This is a genomic window from Pseudenemella bisphenolivorans (genome assembly GCF_051133435.1).
Taxonomy (GTDB): domain Bacteria; phylum Actinomycetota; class Actinomycetes; order Propionibacteriales; family Propionibacteriaceae; genus JAAYAO01.
In genome coordinates this window covers 628,770-644,624 of sequence record NZ_JBPGNY010000001.1, presented here as the reverse complement: position 1 = coordinate 644,624, position 15,855 = coordinate 628,770, and the positions used below count along the sequence as shown (strand labels likewise).

Sequence of the window (15,855 nt, the reverse complement as noted above, 5' to 3'; positions counted from 1 at the left end):
CTCAGCGGTTGAGTGGGCCGGTCTCTTGGGACGCCCTTTTGCGGGGCCGCCCCAGCGCGGGTGGTCCGCCGAGCGCATCTGAAACGGCGACGACAAAGGAGTCGGACAGGCTCAGCGCCAAGTTGCACTGCTTGACTACCGTGGTCACGGTTCGCGAGTAGCGGGGCCCCCAGGTCTCGTCTCCGGGATCCTTGATATCGAGGTCATGCGCAACTTGATTTCGGGCTGTGAGGAATGGGCGCAGCTCTGCAATCCGGTCGTCCGGAATCACGGTATCGGTGATTCCGAGTGCTTGGCGTATCCGTTTGAGGTCCTTCTCGGACTGGAGACTGCCTTGAGTCCGCTCTCTGACGTAGACATCGATCATGGCCTGTCTCGGGTCATCAGCAAGGATGGCTCGCGTCCATGAATCCGAGGGGGACTTGTCTCGGACTTCGCCTCTAATCTGCTCTTTGAATGCTCGGTGGGCGGCCGTCTGGGGCGATCCCACGGCAAGCAAATTCGGCAAAGCATCACGGGCGAGCCTCCTTATGACAGCGTCAAGACCAGCGCCTGCCAGAATCAGGGCCGATCGAAGGAGATCAACCTCTGGATCACGGAGCCGGCCGCGCGCGTCCTTGTCGGCCGCCGCTTGACGAACCACATGAAGGCTCTCGAAAACCCCGGAAAGAGTCGCGTGAGCAACTTGAAGGTGTTGGTGCCCCGGCGCCGCTCGTGGGTGAACTCTCCGTTCAGGAAGATCATGCACGGTGTATCTCTTGATCGGCATGAATCAGATTCTGCCTTGTCACGCGCCGTGTGAATTGCCAAGCCCCACCTCGACTGACCGCACGTGGACTGAGCATTTGTCGTGGGTTCCTACTTCCATCTGATCAGCCTGCGTGGTCGGACACCGGTTTTCGATAGGCCAGCCAATAGCGGCCCAACCACAGTTTGCGGAACCGCCGACCGGGGAGCACCGCTTGCGACAGCCTGCGCATCTCGCCGTAGGTCAGCGGTAGTTCGGTAACCATGGGAGCGGTGTGGGTCCACTGCCCCCGCACCCGGTTGATGATCGCCATGCCCAGCGCGCCGACCAGCGACCTCGGCCAGTCGAGCAGCCCATTGCGGGCGAAGCCGACCACCCCGATCCGTCCACCCGGTCGCGTCAGTCGCTTCATCCGGCGCAGGCCTTCGGCGGTATCGGGTAGGTGATGCAGGGTCGCGTTGGACAGCACGGCATCGAAGCTCTCGTCCGTGAGGTCGCAGGTCAGCAGGTCGCCGTGCACCCATGCGATGTCGTGGCTGCCGAAGCGTTGCCGGGCGCGATCCAACACGTCGGCATCGCTGTCCAGCCCGACCACCCGGCAGCCTGACTCGGCCAACCGGGCGCTCAGGAATCCATCGCCGCAGCCGACATCGAGAACCCGGCTGCCCGGGTCAACGAGATCACTCAGCAACCGGTCGAAGTGGATGTTCAGATTCCACGGCCGGTCTGCTGTTTCCATGCGCCTACGGTACGGCGAGCTCCAGCAACGACCGATACGTCGCCGCCGCGGCATCCTCGGGAGCCATCGCGTCCAGATCGGCGCTGAACACCTCGGCACCCCACGGAAGTTCGGGACGGTGGGTGGCGAACCAGGCGCACACCTCGGTCAGCGGCAACACCCCGTCGCCCGGCAACAGCCGTCCGGTCATCGGCCGGTACATCCGGGCATTGCGTTCGGCGGCTTCCGGGTCATCGGCACGGAAGGTGTCGACGCGGTCGGCCGGCATGTCGGCAAGCTGGCAGGCCCCGATCAGGGACGGGTCGAGTGCTTCGAGATCGGCCAACCGACCCCCGGAGCGCCAGTGGTGCCAGGTGTCGAACAGCAGACTGAGGTTGGCGGCACCGACCTGCTGCACGAGCCGCACACCGCTGGCCAGGTCCGGCACGCCGGTGCCGGGGATGAACTCGAAGACGATCGAGATGCCCTCGGTCGCGGCGCGCGCCGTCATCTCACCGACCGCATCTGCCAGCCGGTTCCGGTCGACATCGACCGCACCTCCGAAGTGCGTGACGTTGAAGGTGCGGATCCCGAAGTCCTCGGCGAGCCGGAAGGCCTCCTCGAGGCTCGATTTCAGGGCGCCTTCCTCGTCCGCCATGCCCGGTAACCCGCGGACCGCACCATCGAGATATCCGATCGCCACCCCGGACGCCCGATGCCGGGCGATCAGTTCGTCACGGCTTGTGCCGGCGGCCAGGGCCTCGCGGTACTTCCATGCGGTGATGGTGACCGACTCGAAGCCGGTACCGGCGGCGATGTCGAACAGGTCGGCGACACCCGCCGATCTGATCGTGCCCCAGTTCAGTTCCAGTACCGGCTGTTCGGCCACCGGGTCAGCCACCCATGCGGGTGAAGTCCCAGCTGGTGATCTTGCTGGGAGTGATCTTCAGCCAGCCGTGCCGGCCGTCGTGGCCGACCTGGCCGCCGGAGTACTTGTCGGCGAAGGCCTGCTCCAACCCGGCCAGCTCGGGCAGTTCGGCATCCCGGGGACGGGGGCTGGGGCCGACCGCTTCGGCGGTGCCGCGAATCTCCACCCCGCGCAGTTCGGTGTAGGCCTCACCGTCGTCGACCACGATCGCCACCCGCGGATCGCGCATCAGGTTCGTCCACCGCTGGCTGCGGGTCAGCGAATACAGCCACAGGGCGTCGTCGAACCACAGGAACCACAGCGGCGAAACGTTCGGATGACCGTCCTTGTCCACGCTGGCGACCCGGCAGGTGCGCTGGGTGGTCAGGTATTCGTTGAGCGCCTCGGGCGGCATCGCGATGCGCTGGCCGCGCCGTTGCGGAGACAGGTTGCTGGACGAATCGGTGTGCTGTGACATGCCTCTCAGTCTTGCTGAGGAAGCATCGCGATGGGGCAAGGAGTCTCATACAGCGCGTGCTGGGCGGTCGAACCCATGTGGAACCCGGTGAAGCCCTCGTTGCCGCGCCGACCCATCACCAACAGGTCGGCATTCTTCGCCAGCGAGGTCAGCACATCGACCGGATGACCGGCCAGGGCCTCCTTGGTGATGGTCACGCCTTCGGGTTCGTCGAGTTCCACCCGGTCCAGGATTTCCTGGGCCGCCGGGGGGATCTGCTCGGCGGTGGCCGCGGTCGGCCAGGCCATCACCACCCGCACCTCGGCACCATTGGGTGCGATCTCCACGGCGAAGCGGGCAGCGGCGACGCTGGTGGCCGAACCGTCCACGCCGACCAACAGTCTCATCGGGGGCGATACGACCGTGTCGCGCTTGTGAATGATCACCACCGGGCAATGGGCATGCATCGCCACCGACAGCGACACCGTGCCCAACAGGGCGGCCTGCCAGCGACTGCGGCCCCGGTTGCCCAACACCACGCAGGCAGCCGTGTCGGCCGCGTGCACCAAGTGATAGCGCGCATTGCCGACCGGCGCCGATGCCGAGACGTTGATCTCCGGATGTGCCTCACGCACCGTGGCCAGGGCCTCGGGGGTTCGATCGGGGGCGTTGCGGGATTCACGGACGGCCATGATGTGCAGTTCCCGCTGCTGATGGACGGCCATCGCGGCGGCCCACTCCAGTGCGAGTTCGGCGGTCGGGGAGCCGTCGTATCCGACGATCAGAGCATCGGCTGGTGTGGGCTGTACTGGCATGTCAACCACCTTAGCCAGCCGCTTTGGCAATCGGGCACAAGGTCGTGTACCTTTATGCGTCGGCACGCCCCTATAGCTCAGTAGGCAGAGCGTCTCCATGGTAAGGAGAAGGTCTGCGGTTCGATTCCGCATGGGGGCTCTGAGTTCGATCCCCGGGCCACCGCGCCCGGGATCCGAGCCAGTTGGATTACTGGTGGTCGAACCAAGGCGGGATAGCTCAGGCGGTAGAGCAAACGGCTCATAATCGTTGTGTCACGGGTTCGAGTCCCGTTCCCGCTACCAACACCCACCAAGAGCTCGACGGATGAAGGACGGAAAATGGCCAAGCAATCTGACGTGCGGCCCAAGATCACGATGGCTTGCACCGAGTGCAAGGAGCGGAACTACATCACCCGCAAGAACCGGCGCAACAACCCGGATCGGCTGGAGATGAAGAAGTTCTGCCCGCGCTGCCATTCGCACACCGCGCACCGCGAGACCCGCTGACTGAGCTTTCTCACCGCCGAGGCCGTCCACTGAAAACAGTGGGCGGCCTTTTGCGGCTAACCTGACCACCATGCCGATTACCGCCGAGCACGTGGGGCGCAGCTACCCGCCCACCCCTGCTTACCCCGTCGGACAGGCCAAGATCGAGGAGTTCGCCACCGCCCTGGGCGAGCGAGACTCCGCCTACCACGGCCCGGACGCGGTGGCCCCGCCCACCTTCGCCTTCGTGATCAGCTCCGCCGCCTGGCAGGCCCTCTTCGACGACGCCGAACTCGGCCTGGCGCTGCACCGCATCCTGCACGCCGATCAGAAGTTCAGCTTCGTCCGGCCGATCCGGGTGGGCGACGAGATCACCGCGACCCTGACCATCACCAGCGTCCGCAACCGCGGTGGCGCCGACATGATCGGCACCGAGGTGTTGTTGCGCGACCACGCCGGTGAGGCCGTGGCAACCGTCAACGCCACCCTGCTGCATTCGGGGGAGGAGAACGCATGACCGCCGTCGGCGACGAACTGCCCGCCCTGACCGTCACCCTCACCCGCGCCGACCTGGTGCGCTACGCCGGGGCCTCCGGCGACTTCAACCCGATCCACTGGTCCGACCGCTTCGCCACCGCCCTGGGTATGCCCGGGGTGCTCGCCCACGGCATGTTGACCATGGGCCTGGCCCTGCGCGTGGTCACCGACTGGGCCGGCGACCCGGCCCGGGTGCGCAGCTACCAGACCCGCTTCGCCCGTCCGGTCGTGGTGCCCGACACCGACGAAGGGGTCGAACTGACCATCACCGGCAAGGTCACCGCGGTCGACGACGATGCGATCACCGTCGGCCTGGAAGTGATCAGTGCCGGGGAGAAGATCCTCACCGCCGCACGTGCGGAGTTGTCCCATGGCTGACGGCCCCGCTCTGGCCGACCTGACCACCCTGCGGGTCGGGGGCACCGCCACCGAGTTCGTCACCGCCACCACCGAGGACGAGTTGATCACCGCGGTACGCGAGGCCGACGAGGCCGGCACCCCGGTGCTGCTGATCGGCGGCGGATCGAACCTGCTGATCGGCGACGACGGATTCGACGGACGCGTGGTGCGGATCGCCACCCGCGGCATCAACTCCAACGTGCCCCCGCGTGGGGACGCCGCCTGCGGGGGAGCGCTGCTCACCGTCGCCGCCGGCGAACCCTGGGACGCCTTCGTCGCCCACACCGTCGAATCGGAATGGAGCGGGCTGGAAACCCTGTCCGGCATCCCCGGCCTGGTCGGGGCCACCCCAATCCAGAACGTCGGCGCTTACGGGGCAGAGGTGTCCCAGACCATCACCCAGGTACGCACCTGGGACCGCAAGACCGGGCAGATCCACACCTTCGCCAACGCCGACTGCCGGTTCGGGTACCGCGACTCGCTGTTCAAGCGCGAACCGAACCGCTGGGTGGTGCTCACCGTCGGCTTCCAACTGCGGATCGGTGACCTCGGCGGCCCGATCCGCTACGCCGAACTGGCCCGCACCCTGGGCGTCAACCCCGGCGACCGGGTACCGATCGGCCCGGTGCGCGAGGCCGTGCTGGGTCTGCGGCGCGGCAAGGGCATGGTGCTGGACGCGGCCGACCACGACACCTGGAGCGCCGGCTCCTTCTTCACCAACCCGATCATCTCCGCCGAGCAGGCCGCCGACCTGCCCGAAGGGGCACCCCGGTTCGCGCAACCGGACGGCCGGGTCAAGACCAGCGCGGCGTGGCTGATCGACCACGCCGGCTTCCACAAAGGTTTCCGCGTCACCGACGACGCGGCCGCCGGACTGTCCACCAAACATGTCCTGGCCCTGACCAACCGCGGCAATGCCCGCGCCCGTGACCTTCTCGACCTGGCCCGTACCGTGCGGGCCGGGGTCGCCGAACGGTACGGCATCACCCTGGTACCCGAACCGGTGCTGATCGGATGCGAACTGTGAGTGACAACCCCCGCCCCAACGACTTCCGCGTCTGGGCTCCCAATCCCCAGCGCGTCACCCTGCTCGCCGAGGGCGAGCGGTACCCGATGGAGCTGCGCGACGACGGGCTGTGGCACCCGGCCGACGACCTGCCCGAGCAGATCCGCTTCGGCGAGGTCGACTACGGCTACCTGCTCGACGACGACGAGAACCCGCTGCCCGACCCGCGCTCGCGCCGGCAACCGCACGGGGTGCATGGGCTGACCCGCACCTTCGACCACACCCACTACCAATGGGGTGACGACGACTGGACCGGCCGGCAGCTCGCCGGTGGCGTGATCTACGAAATGCACGTCGGCACCTTCACCGCCGAAGGCACCCTGGACGCCGCCATCGAACACCTCGACCACCTGGCCGAACTCGGTATCGACTTCGTCGAACTGATGCCGGTGAACGCCTTCAACGGCCACCACGGTTGGGGCTACGACGGGGTCGACTGGTTCGCGGTGCACGAACCCTACGGTGGGCCCGCGGCCTACCAACGGTTCGTCGACGCCTGTCACCAGCGCGGTCTGGCCGTGCTGCAGGACGTGGTCTACAACCACCTCGGCCCGTCCGGCAACTATCTGCCGCGCTTCGGCCCGTACCTCAAAGAGGGTATGGACACCCCCTGGGGGACCCCGATCAACCTCGACGGCCCCGATTCGGACGAGGTGCGCCGCTATGTGATCGACAACGCCCTGATGTGGCTGCGCGACTACCACGTGGACGGGCTGCGGCTGGACGCGGTGCACGCCTTCGTCGACTCGACCGCGATCGACATCCTGGAGGAACTGGCCATCGAGGTGGACGCCCTCAGCGTGCACCTGGGCCGCCCGCTCACCCTGATCGCCGAATCCGATCTGAACAACCCCCGGCTGATCACCCCGCGCGAGGCCGGCGGCTACGGCCTGGCGGCCCAGTGGAGCGACGACTTCCATCACGCGCTGGTGGCGAACCTGACCCGGTCCAACACCGGCTACTACGCCGACTTCGCCTCCCTCGACGCGCTGGGCAAGGTGCTGGAGAACGGCTACTTCCACGACGGCACGGTGTCGACCTTCCGGGGTCGACGGCACGGCCGCCGACTCGACACCCCGCGCACCCCGACCTGGCGGCTGGTGGTGTGTTCGGACAACCACGACCAGATCGGCAACCGGGCCGACGGGGCCCGGCTGGGCTCGATGCTGACCACCCGGCAGCTCGCCCTGGCCGCGGTGCTCACCCTGCTCAACCCGGGCACCCCGATGATCTTCATGGGCGAGGAATGGGGTGCCACCACCCCGTGGATGTTCTTCACCTCGCACCCGGAGGAGGAACTCGCCGCCTCGGTCAGCCAGGGCCGGTTCGCCGAGTTCGCCAAGATGGATTGGGACCCCGCCAGCGTGCCCGACCCGCAGGATCCGGCCACCTTCACCGGTTCGATCCTGAACTGGGACGAGGCCGAGGAGGAACCGCACCGCTGGCTGTTGGACCTGAACCGCAAGCTGCTCGACCTGCGCCGCAGCCATGCCGACCTGACCGACCCCCGTTTCGACGGGGTGGCGGTGCGGCACGGGTCGGGGGAGCCCGGTGACGAATGGCTGGTCGTCGAACGCGGTGAGGCGATCTCGATCGCGGTCAACTTCGGCGCCGACCCCACCGACATGGAACTCGAGGCGGCCGGTGATGTGCTGCTCAGCACCGGCGAAGCGGTGGTCACCGACACCCACGTCCACCTCGGGCCGTACTCGTCGCTGGTGGTGCACCTGCACGACACGCACTACCCGAGCTGAGCGGTCGCGTCCGGGCTCGGTTCGACAAGCGACGGGCCCGCGACATAGAATCCCTGTCTTGGTGAGTTCACCAGTGTGCCGACGTGCCTGTTTGGCGCCGACGAGGATACTGGGGCCCATCGCCCAACGGCAATAGCTCAACTGGCAGAGCATCGGTCTCCAAAACCGAAGGTTGGGGGTTCGAGTCCCTCTTGCCGTGCGAAGAGTGTGTGTCAAACCGCGCCGCAGTGAGCGCCGACCGGAGGAACCTGAGTGGCTGACGACAAGCGCGACCCGAGCCGGGACGACGACCTGTCCAATGAAGCTGCCGAGACCCCCGAGGGACGCGACCTGGCGGCCGACCTGCCCGACCCCGAGGTTGACGCAGCCGGTGAGATCGACGCCGACTACGACGGTGTTCCCGATGTGGAACAGCCCGACGAGGGTTACGACGCTTCCGAGGACAACGAGGTGCTGGCCGAGGCAACCGCCGCGGCCGCCGAAAGTCGCCGCCCCTCGGCACCGCGCAAGAAGTCGGCACCGACTCCGCGGCAGAAGCACCGCCCGGCGGAGGAGGACAAGCGCACCGGACCGGTCGAGTTCGTCGGCCAGTCGGTGGACGAACTGAAGAAGGTCGTCTGGCCGACCGGCGAGCAGGTGCGCGGCTACTTCGTGGTCGTGCTGGTGTTCGTCGCCTTCATCATTGCGGTGGTGACCGTGCTCGACCTGTTGTTCGGGATGGGTGTCACCCGTCTGTTCGGCTGAAGCGAAACAAGTCCCACGAGAGGAAAACGTGTCAGATAACGACTCCAACCAGGCGATGGACGCCGGTGACGACATCGAGATCGATCTCGGTGCCGTCGAGTCGTCGTCCGATGACGAGACCGGTATCGACCTCGGTGACTGGACCCCCGAGGAGGGCTCCGGCGAGGACGAGGTGTCGATCGACCTGGGGGCGCTCGGTGACGACGCACCGGCCGAACCGGAGATCGATCTGGGCATGCCCGCCGATGAGGCCGACGAAGAGCCCGCCGAGTCCGACGATGAGGATGAGGCCGGTGAAACCGACGTCGAGGCCGCCGCGCTGGAAGCCTTGCGCGAGGAGTTGCGCAGCAAGTTCGGCGACTGGTTCGTGATCCACACCCATTCGGGGATGGAGAACAAGGTGCGTCAGAACCTGATGCAGCGCGCCACCTCGATGAACATGGAGGACTACATCTTCGAGTGTGTCGTACCCACCGAGGATGTCATCGAGATCCGCAAGGACTCGTCCAAGAAGCTCGTGACCCGCACCTACCTGCCCGGCTACGTGCTGGTGCGCATGGACCTGACCGACGAGTCGTGGTCGACGGTGCGGCACACCCCCTCGGTGACCGGGTTCGTCGGCAACGCCACCGATCCGGTGCCGCTGACCCTGGACGAGGTGGAGAACATGCTTGCGCCGTCGGTGATCGCAGCAGCGACCAAGGCCGAAGGCGGTAAGAAGAAGCCCAAGAAGGTGGAAGTCGCCGACTACGCCGTGGGCGACTCGGTCATGGTGGTGGACGGCCCGTTCGCCGGGGTGCACGCCACGATCACCGAGATCAATGTGAACAACCAGCGACTCAAGGCGCTGGTCGAAATCCTCGGCCGTGAAACGCCGGTGGATCTCACCTTCCCACAGATCCAAAAGGTCGTCTGAGGGAAAACCCGATCCGGCCCGGTCGATCAGACCCGGGCCCCGTAACCAGCAAGGACCCGAATCCATGCCTCCCAAGAAGAAGGTGGCAGCCCTCGTCAAGGTTGCCCTGCAAGCTGCGTCCGCGACGCCGGCCCCGCCGGTGGGTACCGCCCTCGGCCCGCACGGCGTCAACATCATGGAATTCTGCAAGGCCTACAACGCGGCCACCGAATCCATGCGCGGCAACGTGATTCCGGTGGAGATCACGATCTACGAAGATCGCACCTTCACCTTCATCACCAAGACCCCGCCCGCAGCCGAACTGATCAAGAAGGCCGCCGGCCTGAAGAAGGGCTCCGGCGCGCCGAACAAGGACAAGGTCGGCAAGATCACCTCCGAGCAGGTGCGTGAGATCGCCACCACCAAGATGCCCGACCTGAACGCCAACGACGTCGAGTCCGCGATGCAGATCGTGGCCGGCACCGCGCGTTCGATGGGTGTCACCGTCGAGGGCTGACCTCGACGCCGGGGAATCATCCCCGTAACCGTGGGAGGGCCGGCGCGGCCCGCACCACACCTGGTCAACAACGAAGAAGGAAACCAGTCATGAAGCGCAGCAAAGCCTGGAACGCGGCCAACGAGAAGCGGGACGCCGACCACCTGTACAACCCGTCCGAAGCGATCAAGCTGATCAAGGACGGCTCCTCGGCCAAGTTCGACGAAACCGTCGACGTGGCGATGCGGTTGGGCGTCGACCCCCGCAAGGCCGATCAGATGGTGCGTGGCACCGTCAACCTTCCGCACGGTACCGGCAAGACGGCACGGGTCCTCGTCTTCGCCACCGGTGAGAAGGCCGAGGCGGCCAAGGCCGCCGGCGCCGACGAGGTGGGCGCCGACGATCTGATCGAGAAGGTCTCCGGTGGCTACCTGGACTTCGACGCCGTCGTCGCCACCCCCGACCTGATGGGCAAGGTCGGCCGGCTGGGCCGGGTGCTCGGCCCCCGCGGCCTGATGCCCAACCCGAAGACCGGCACCGTCACCCCGGACGTGGCCAAGGCCGTGTCCGACATCAAGGGCGGCAAGATCGAGTTCCGCGTCGACCGGCACTCCAACCTGCACTTCATCATCGGCAAGGCCTCGTTCACCGGCGAGCAGCTCGCCGAGAACTACTACGCCGCCCTCGATGAAGTCATGCGGTTGAAGCCGGCCTCGGCCAAGGGCAAGTACATCCGCAAGATCACCGTGTCCTCGACCATGGGCGTCGGTGTGGGTGTCGATCCCGCCAAGCAGAAGAAGGAAGACGAGGCCTGAGCCTCCCGCCGTTGTCCCGCGCCGGGCGCCGATTTGGTGCCGGCGCGGGAGATGGCCTAATGTTGTCGCTTGCCGAAGACCGCCGGTGACGAAATCCACGGATCTCGTCTTAAGGCCCGAGAGGGCGCCTGCGCAGGTGTGTAACACGGACGAGGGGACGAAAGCCCCCACAAGCCCTGTGCGCTCCTGCGCCGGGGCTTTTTTCGTGTCGGGTGATCTCGGTGCAACCCGAAGGAAGGAGAACCATGGCGAGGCCGGACAAGGCAGCAACCGTCGCCGAGTTGAAGGAGCAATTCATCAACTCGGACGCGGCCGTGCTGACCGAGTACCGCGGACTCACCGTGGCGGAGCTCATGGAGCTGCGCCGCACTCTCGGTGAGGACGCCACCTACGCCGTGGCAAAGAACACGCTGACCAAGCTTGCCGCCGCCGAGGCGGGAATCGAGGGTCTCGACGAGATGTTCGTCGGCCCGACGGCCATTGCCTTCATCAAGGGCGATGTGGCCGCCGTTGCCAAGAGCATGCGTAACTTTGCCAAGGCCAACCCATTCCTGGTGCTCAAGGGCGGTGTCATGGAGGGTCGGACCCTCGACGCCGATGCGGTCAAGAAGTTGGCCGATCTCGAGTCTCGTGAGGTTCTGCTCGCGAAGCTCGCCGGTGGCATGCAGTCTGCACTGCAGGGCGCCGTTTCGCTGTTCGCCGCTCCGCTCGCACAGGCCGCCCGTGGCCTGGGTGCGCTGGAGTCCGCGGCCAACGAGAACCCCTCGCTCATCGCCGGGGCCGGTGCCCCTGCCGCGGAGCAGGCCCAGGAACCGACCCCCGAGGCCGAAGAGTCGGCCCCCGAGGCAGCCGACGCTGCCGCGGACACCGAGTAAGAACGTAAGAAAGGACGCCTGACATGGCGAAGCTGAGCACTGACGAGTTGCTGGACGCTTTCAAGGAAATGACCCTCATCGAGCTCTCCGAGTTCGTGAAGCAGTTCGAGGAGACCTTCGGTGTTTCCGCTGCTGCTCCGGTGGCCGTGGCCGCTGCTCCGGGCGCTGCCCCGGCCGCTGGTGGCGACGACGCCGACGGTGGCGACACCGGTTCGGACGAGGTCGACGTGATCCTCGAGTCGGCCGGCGACAAGAAGATCCAGGTCATCAAGGAGGTGCGCGCTCTCACCAGCCTCGGCCTCAAGGAGGCCAAGGAGCTCGTCGAGAACGCCCCGAAGCCGGTCCTGGAGAAGGTCAAGAAGGAAGACGCCGAGAAGGCCAAGGAAGCCCTCGAGGGCGCCGGTGGCACCGTCACCCTGAAGTGATCACCGCGGCCGAGCCGCCTCGGCTCGAGCCGTACCCCGCGATGGCGGGTCCGATACAGTCGGACCCGCCATCGTTCGTTCCCAACTTGCACGCCGCTGCGCTCGCGGCTAATGTGTATTGTTGCCTCAACATGCAATCAGTGGCCCGTTTTGACACGGGTCGTTCATGCTGCACAAAAGATTGCGAGCCCCGGAAGGACCAAACTGTTGGCCGCCTCGCGCACTGCCTCGAACAATAACGTCGTTTCCCCCACGGGTCGGATCTCGTTCGCGAAGATCAACGAGCCCATGGAAGTACCCCACCTGCTCGATTTGCAAGTCAACTCCTTCGACTGGCTGATCGGCAGCGAGTCCTGGCAGGCGCGCGTCGCCGAAGCCCAGGAACAGGGGCGGACCGATGTGAACTTCAAGTCCGGTCTGGAGGAGATCTTCGACGAGATCTCCCCGATCGAGGATTTCTCCGAAACCATGTCGCTCTCGTTGCGCGACCACCGCTTCGAAGCGCCGAAATACACCGTCGACGAGTGCAAGGACCGTGACGCCACCTACTCGGCGCCGCTGTTCGTCACCGCGGAGTTCATGAACAACGACACCGGCGAGATCAAGTCGCAGACGGTGTTCATGGGCGACTTCCCGCTGATGACCCCCAAGGGCACCTTCATCATCAATGGCACCGAACGAGTCGTGGTGTCGCAGTTGGTGCGTTCCCCGGGTGTCTACTTCGAGGAAACCCCCGACAAGACCTCCGACAAGGACATCTACACCTGCAAGATCATCCCCTCGCGGGGTGCCTGGCTGGAGTTCGAGGTCGACAAGCGCGACCAGGTCGGCGTCCGCCTCGACCGCAAGCGCAAGCAGAGCGTCACCGTGCTGCTGAAGGCCCTGGGCTGGACCGAGGAGCAGATCCTCGAGGAGTTCGGCGAGTACGAGTCGATCCGCCAGACCCTGGAGAAGGACGGCCCGCAGAACCAGGACGAGGCGCTGCTGGACATCTACCGCAAGCTGCGCCCGGGTGAGCCGCCGACCCGTGAGGCCGCGCAGACCCTGTTGAACAACTACTACTTCAACGAGAAGCGCTACGACCTGGCCAAGGTCGGCCGCTACAAGATCAACAAGAAGCTCGGTCTGGACCTGCCCTTCGATCAGCAGGTGCTCACCGTCGACGACATCGCCGCGGCGATCAAGTACGTGGTGGCTCTGCACGCCGGCCAGGAAGAGCTTCCGGGCGACGTGCTGGTCGAAGAGGACGACATCGACCACTTCGGCAACCGCCGCCTGCGCACCGTGGGCGAGCTGATCCAGAACCAGTTGCGCACCGGCCTGGGCCGGATGGAGCGCGTGGTGCGCGACCGGATGACCACCCAGGACATCGAGGCGATCACCCCGCAGACCCTGATCAACATCCGTCCGGTCGTGGCGGCGTTGAAGGAGTTCTTCGGCACCTCGCAGTTGTCGCAGTTCATGGACCAGAACAACCCGCTCGCGGGTCTGACCCACAAGCGCCGCCTGTCGGCCCTGGGCCCGGGCGGTCTGTCCCGCGATCGCGCGGGCATGGAAGTCCGTGACGTGCACCCCTCGCACTACGGCCGGATGTGCCCGATCGAAACCCCGGAAGGTCCCAACATCGGCCTGATCGGCTCGTTGGCGTCCTTCGCCCGGGTGAACGCCTTCGGTTTCATCGAGACCCCGTACCGCAAGGTCATCGACGGTGTGGTCACCGACCAGGTCGACTACCTCACCGCCGATGTGGAGGACCGCTACGTCACCGCGCAGGCCAACGCGCTGCTGAACGAGGACGGCTCGTTCGCCGAGGAACGTGTCCTGGTGCGCAAGCGCTACGGCGAGGTCGACACCATTCCCGCCTCCGAGGTGGACTACATGGACGTGTCGCCGCGCCAGATGGTGTCGGTGGCCACCGCGCTGATTCCGTTCCTGGAGCACGACGACGCCTCGCGTGCGTTGATGGGTTCGAACATGCAGCGCCAGGCCGTGCCGTTGATCCGCAGCGAGGCCCCCTACGTCGGCACCGGCATGGAGTTCCGCTCCGCGGTCGACGCCGGTGACGTGATGGTGGCCAGCCGCAGCGGTGTGATCACCTCGGTGAGCGCCGACATGATCGACGTCACCAACGACGACGGCACCTACCAGAGCTACCGCCTGGAGAAGTTCCGCCGCTCCAACGCCGGCACCTGCATCAACCAGCGTCCGCTGGTCAGCGTCGGCGACCGGGTCGAGCCGGGCACCCCGCTGGCCGACGGCCCCTGCACCGACGGTGCCGAGATGGCGCTGGGCCGCAACCTGCTGGTGGCGTTCATGCCCTGGGAAGGCCACAACTACGAGGACGCGATCATCCTCAGCCAGCGCCTGGTGCAGGACGACGTCCTCACCTCGATCCACATCGAGGAGCACGAGGTCGACGCCCGCGACACCAAGCTGGGTGCCGAGGAAATCACCCGCGACATCCCCAACGTCTCCGACGAGATGCTGGCCAACCTCGACGAGCGCGGCATCATCCGGATCGGCGCCGAGGTGACCACCGGCGACATCCTGGTCGGCAAGGTGACCCCGAAGGGTGAAACCGAGCTGACCCCCGAGGAGCGCCTGCTGCGCGCCATCTTCGGTGAGAAGGCCCGCGAGGTGCGCGACACCTCGATGAAGGTGCCGCACGGCGAATCGGGCACCGTGATCGGCGTCCGGCTGTTCGACCGCGACGAGGGCGACGAACTGCCCCCGGGCGTGAATCAGCTGGTGCGGGTCTACGTCGCCCAGAAGCGCAAGATCTCCGACGGCGACAAGCTCGCCGGCCGGCACGGCAACAAGGGCGTCATCGCCAAGGTGCTGCCGGTGGAGGACATGCCCTTCCTGGAGGACGGCACCCCGGTCGACATCGTGCTGAACCCGCTCGGTGTGCCGAGCCGGATGAACGTCGGACAGGTGTTGGAGTTGCATCTGGGCTGGGTCGCCAAGACCGGCTGGGACATCACCAATGTCACCGAGAACTGGGCCGACCGGCTCCGCGAGGTCGGGCTGGAACAGGTGCCCGGTGACTCCCGGGTCGCCAGCCCGGTGTTCGACGGTGCCACCGAGGAGGAGCTCAGCGGTCTGCTGAACCACACCCTGCCGAACCGTGACGGTCTGCAGATGGTGGACCAGACCGGCAAGGCGCGGCTGTTCGACGGCCGCTCCGGTGAGCCCTACCCGCAGCCGATCGGCGTGGGCTACATGTACATGCTGAAGCTGCACCACCTGGTCGACGACAAGATCCACGCCCGGTCCACCGGCCCGTACTCGATGATCACCCAGCAGCCGCTGGGCGGTAAGGCCCAGTTCGGTGGCCAGCGGTTCGGTGAGATGGAGGTGTGGGCACTGGAGGCCTACGGCGCGGCCTGGGCCCTGCAGGAGCTGCTCACCATCAAGTCGGACGATGTGTCGGGTCGCGTCAAGGTGTACGAGGCGGTCGTCAAGGGCGAGAACATCCCCGAGCCGGGAATTCCCGAATCGTTCAAGGTTCTCGTCAAGGAAATGAAGTCCCTGTGTCTGAACGTCGAGGTGCTGTCTTCGGACGGCACGTTGCTGGAGTTGAAGGACTCCGAGGAGGACAACTACCGGGCTGCCGATGAATTCGGCATCGAACTCTCTCGCCGTCCCGGTGAGGGATTGGCCGGAGTGGAAGAAGTCTGAGTACTTCGCCCAGCAACGACGACATCACAGCGCCCCTGGCGGGGCGGGGAGAGAGATA

Annotated in this window: 17 protein-coding genes and 3 tRNA genes; 15 read left to right on the top strand and 5 right to left on the bottom strand. The window is 66.3% G+C overall.

Annotated elements, in window-relative coordinates; translation table 11 throughout:
* Position 1 precedes the first annotated feature (1 nt).
* From ACR4XW_RS03140 to ACR4XW_RS03120, 5 genes are all read right to left on the bottom strand, one after another.
* Entirely contained in the window at positions 2 to 769 is a 768-nt protein-coding gene (locus tag ACR4XW_RS03140; protein WP_434759050.1) for a hypothetical protein, read from the bottom strand.
* A 103-nt stretch (positions 770 to 872) separates the two neighbouring features.
* Positions 873 to 1,487: a class I SAM-dependent methyltransferase gene (locus ACR4XW_RS03135; protein ID WP_434759049.1), complete on the bottom strand. Its 615-nt coding sequence runs from the start codon at positions 1,485 to 1,487 to the stop codon at positions 873 to 875.
* Between the two features lie 4 nt (positions 1,488 to 1,491).
* Positions 1,492 to 2,367 (bottom strand): sugar phosphate isomerase/epimerase family protein, encoded by an 876-nt coding sequence (locus ACR4XW_RS03130; RefSeq protein ID WP_434759048.1) that lies wholly within the window; start codon positions 2,365 to 2,367, stop codon positions 1,492 to 1,494.
* Positions 2,360 to 2,851, bottom strand: coding sequence for a pyridoxamine 5'-phosphate oxidase family protein (locus ACR4XW_RS03125; protein WP_434759047.1), 492 nt, complete (start codon positions 2,849 to 2,851; stop codon positions 2,360 to 2,362). The genes ACR4XW_RS03130 and ACR4XW_RS03125 overlap by 8 nt, the downstream gene beginning before the upstream one ends.
* Before the next feature lie 5 nt (positions 2,852 to 2,856).
* Positions 2,857 to 3,645: a universal stress protein gene (locus ACR4XW_RS03120; RefSeq protein WP_434759046.1), complete on the bottom strand. Its 789-nt coding sequence runs from the start codon at positions 3,643 to 3,645 to the stop codon at positions 2,857 to 2,859.
* Between the two features lie 66 nt (positions 3,646 to 3,711).
* Between ACR4XW_RS03120 and ACR4XW_RS03115 the strand changes: the two genes are divergently transcribed.
* The 15 genes from ACR4XW_RS03115 (at position 3,712) to rpoB (ending at position 15,797) form a co-directional block, all read left to right on the top strand.
* Positions 3,712 to 3,784 (top strand) — tRNA-Thr (locus tag ACR4XW_RS03115).
* Positions 3,785 to 3,851: 67 nt separating this feature from the next.
* A tRNA-Met gene (locus ACR4XW_RS03110) sits at positions 3,852 to 3,927 on the top strand.
* Between the two features lie 36 nt (positions 3,928 to 3,963).
* Positions 3,964 to 4,131 (top strand): 50S ribosomal protein L33, encoded by a 168-nt coding sequence (rpmG, locus tag ACR4XW_RS03105; protein WP_434759045.1) that lies wholly within the window; start codon positions 3,964 to 3,966, stop codon positions 4,129 to 4,131.
* Positions 4,132 to 4,201: 70 nt separating this feature from the next.
* Positions 4,202 to 4,627: an FAS1-like dehydratase domain-containing protein gene (locus ACR4XW_RS03100; protein WP_434759044.1), complete on the top strand. Its 426-nt coding sequence runs from the start codon at positions 4,202 to 4,204 to the stop codon at positions 4,625 to 4,627.
* Positions 4,624 to 5,025 (top strand): MaoC family dehydratase, encoded by a 402-nt coding sequence (locus ACR4XW_RS03095; protein ID WP_434759043.1) that lies wholly within the window; start codon positions 4,624 to 4,626, stop codon positions 5,023 to 5,025. Before ACR4XW_RS03100 ends, ACR4XW_RS03095 begins: the two co-directional genes overlap by 4 nt.
* The gene (locus tag ACR4XW_RS03090; RefSeq protein ID WP_434759042.1) at positions 5,018 to 6,073 is read left to right on the top strand and encodes a UDP-N-acetylmuramate dehydrogenase; all 1,056 of its coding nucleotides are present in this window, start codon (positions 5,018 to 5,020) and stop codon (positions 6,071 to 6,073) included. Before ACR4XW_RS03095 ends, ACR4XW_RS03090 begins: the two co-directional genes overlap by 8 nt.
* A complete protein-coding gene (gene treZ, locus ACR4XW_RS03085) occupies positions 6,070 to 7,866 on the top strand; it encodes a malto-oligosyltrehalose trehalohydrolase (protein WP_434759041.1) in 1,797 nt (598 codons plus the stop codon). The genes ACR4XW_RS03090 and treZ overlap by 4 nt, the downstream gene beginning before the upstream one ends.
* Before the next feature lie 126 nt (positions 7,867 to 7,992).
* A tRNA-Trp gene (locus ACR4XW_RS03080) sits at positions 7,993 to 8,065 on the top strand.
* A gap of 53 nt (positions 8,066 to 8,118) precedes the next feature.
* Complete coding sequence (secE, locus tag ACR4XW_RS03075) at positions 8,119 to 8,610, top strand: preprotein translocase subunit SecE (RefSeq protein WP_434759040.1); 492 nt, start codon at positions 8,119 to 8,121, stop codon at positions 8,608 to 8,610.
* A 55-nt stretch (positions 8,611 to 8,665) separates the two neighbouring features.
* Positions 8,666 to 9,526, top strand: coding sequence for a transcription termination/antitermination protein NusG (gene nusG, locus ACR4XW_RS03070; protein ID WP_434759397.1), 861 nt, complete (start codon positions 8,666 to 8,668; stop codon positions 9,524 to 9,526).
* 64 nt (positions 9,527 to 9,590) lie between these two features.
* A complete protein-coding gene (gene rplK / locus ACR4XW_RS03065; protein WP_434759039.1) occupies positions 9,591 to 10,022 on the top strand; it encodes a 50S ribosomal protein L11 in 432 nt (143 codons plus the stop codon).
* A gap of 89 nt (positions 10,023 to 10,111) precedes the next feature.
* A complete protein-coding gene (rplA, locus tag ACR4XW_RS03060; protein ID WP_434759038.1) occupies positions 10,112 to 10,816 on the top strand; it encodes a 50S ribosomal protein L1 in 705 nt (234 codons plus the stop codon).
* Positions 10,817 to 11,061: 245 nt separating this feature from the next.
* Positions 11,062 to 11,691 (top strand): 50S ribosomal protein L10, encoded by a 630-nt coding sequence (gene rplJ, locus ACR4XW_RS03055; protein WP_434759037.1) that lies wholly within the window; start codon positions 11,062 to 11,064, stop codon positions 11,689 to 11,691.
* 23 nt (positions 11,692 to 11,714) lie between these two features.
* Positions 11,715 to 12,116, top strand: coding sequence for a 50S ribosomal protein L7/L12 (gene rplL, locus ACR4XW_RS03050; protein WP_434759036.1), 402 nt, complete (start codon positions 11,715 to 11,717; stop codon positions 12,114 to 12,116).
* A gap of 207 nt (positions 12,117 to 12,323) precedes the next feature.
* Positions 12,324 to 15,797, top strand: a complete 3,474-nt coding sequence (rpoB, locus tag ACR4XW_RS03045; protein ID WP_434759035.1) for a DNA-directed RNA polymerase subunit beta — start codon at positions 12,324 to 12,326, stop codon at positions 15,795 to 15,797.
* The last annotated feature ends 58 nt before the right edge of the window (positions 15,798 to 15,855 follow it).

Bases quoted from the DNA above. Each gene is read 5' to 3' on its own strand.
- rpmG (WP_434759045.1), top strand. From the start codon at position 3,964: ATGGCCAAGCAATCTGACGTGCGGCCCAAGATCACGATGGCTTGCACC.
- ACR4XW_RS03095 (WP_434759043.1), top strand. From the start codon at position 4,624: ATGACCGCCGTCGGCGACGAACTGCCCGCCCTGACCGTCACCCTCACC.
- ACR4XW_RS03135 (WP_434759049.1), bottom strand. From the start codon at position 1,487: ATGGAAACAGCAGACCGGCCGTGGAATCTGAACATCCACTTCGACCGG.
- ACR4XW_RS03090 (WP_434759042.1), top strand. From the start codon at position 5,018: ATGGCTGACGGCCCCGCTCTGGCCGACCTGACCACCCTGCGGGTCGGG.
- rplL (WP_434759036.1), top strand. From the start codon at position 11,715: ATGGCGAAGCTGAGCACTGACGAGTTGCTGGACGCTTTCAAGGAAATG.
- ACR4XW_RS03125 (WP_434759047.1), bottom strand. From the start codon at position 2,851: ATGTCACAGCACACCGATTCGTCCAGCAACCTGTCTCCGCAACGGCGC.
- ACR4XW_RS03120 (WP_434759046.1), bottom strand. From the start codon at position 3,645: ATGCCAGTACAGCCCACACCAGCCGATGCTCTGATCGTCGGATACGAC.
- ACR4XW_RS03100 (WP_434759044.1), top strand. From the start codon at position 4,202: ATGCCGATTACCGCCGAGCACGTGGGGCGCAGCTACCCGCCCACCCCT.
- rplA (WP_434759038.1), top strand. From the start codon at position 10,112: ATGAAGCGCAGCAAAGCCTGGAACGCGGCCAACGAGAAGCGGGACGCC.
- nusG (WP_434759397.1), top strand. From the start codon at position 8,666: ATGGACGCCGGTGACGACATCGAGATCGATCTCGGTGCCGTCGAGTCG.
- ACR4XW_RS03140 (WP_434759050.1), bottom strand. From the start codon at position 769: ATGCCGATCAAGAGATACACCGTGCATGATCTTCCTGAACGGAGAGTT.
- rplK (WP_434759039.1), top strand. From the start codon at position 9,591: ATGCCTCCCAAGAAGAAGGTGGCAGCCCTCGTCAAGGTTGCCCTGCAA.
- rplJ (WP_434759037.1), top strand. From the start codon at position 11,062: ATGGCGAGGCCGGACAAGGCAGCAACCGTCGCCGAGTTGAAGGAGCAA.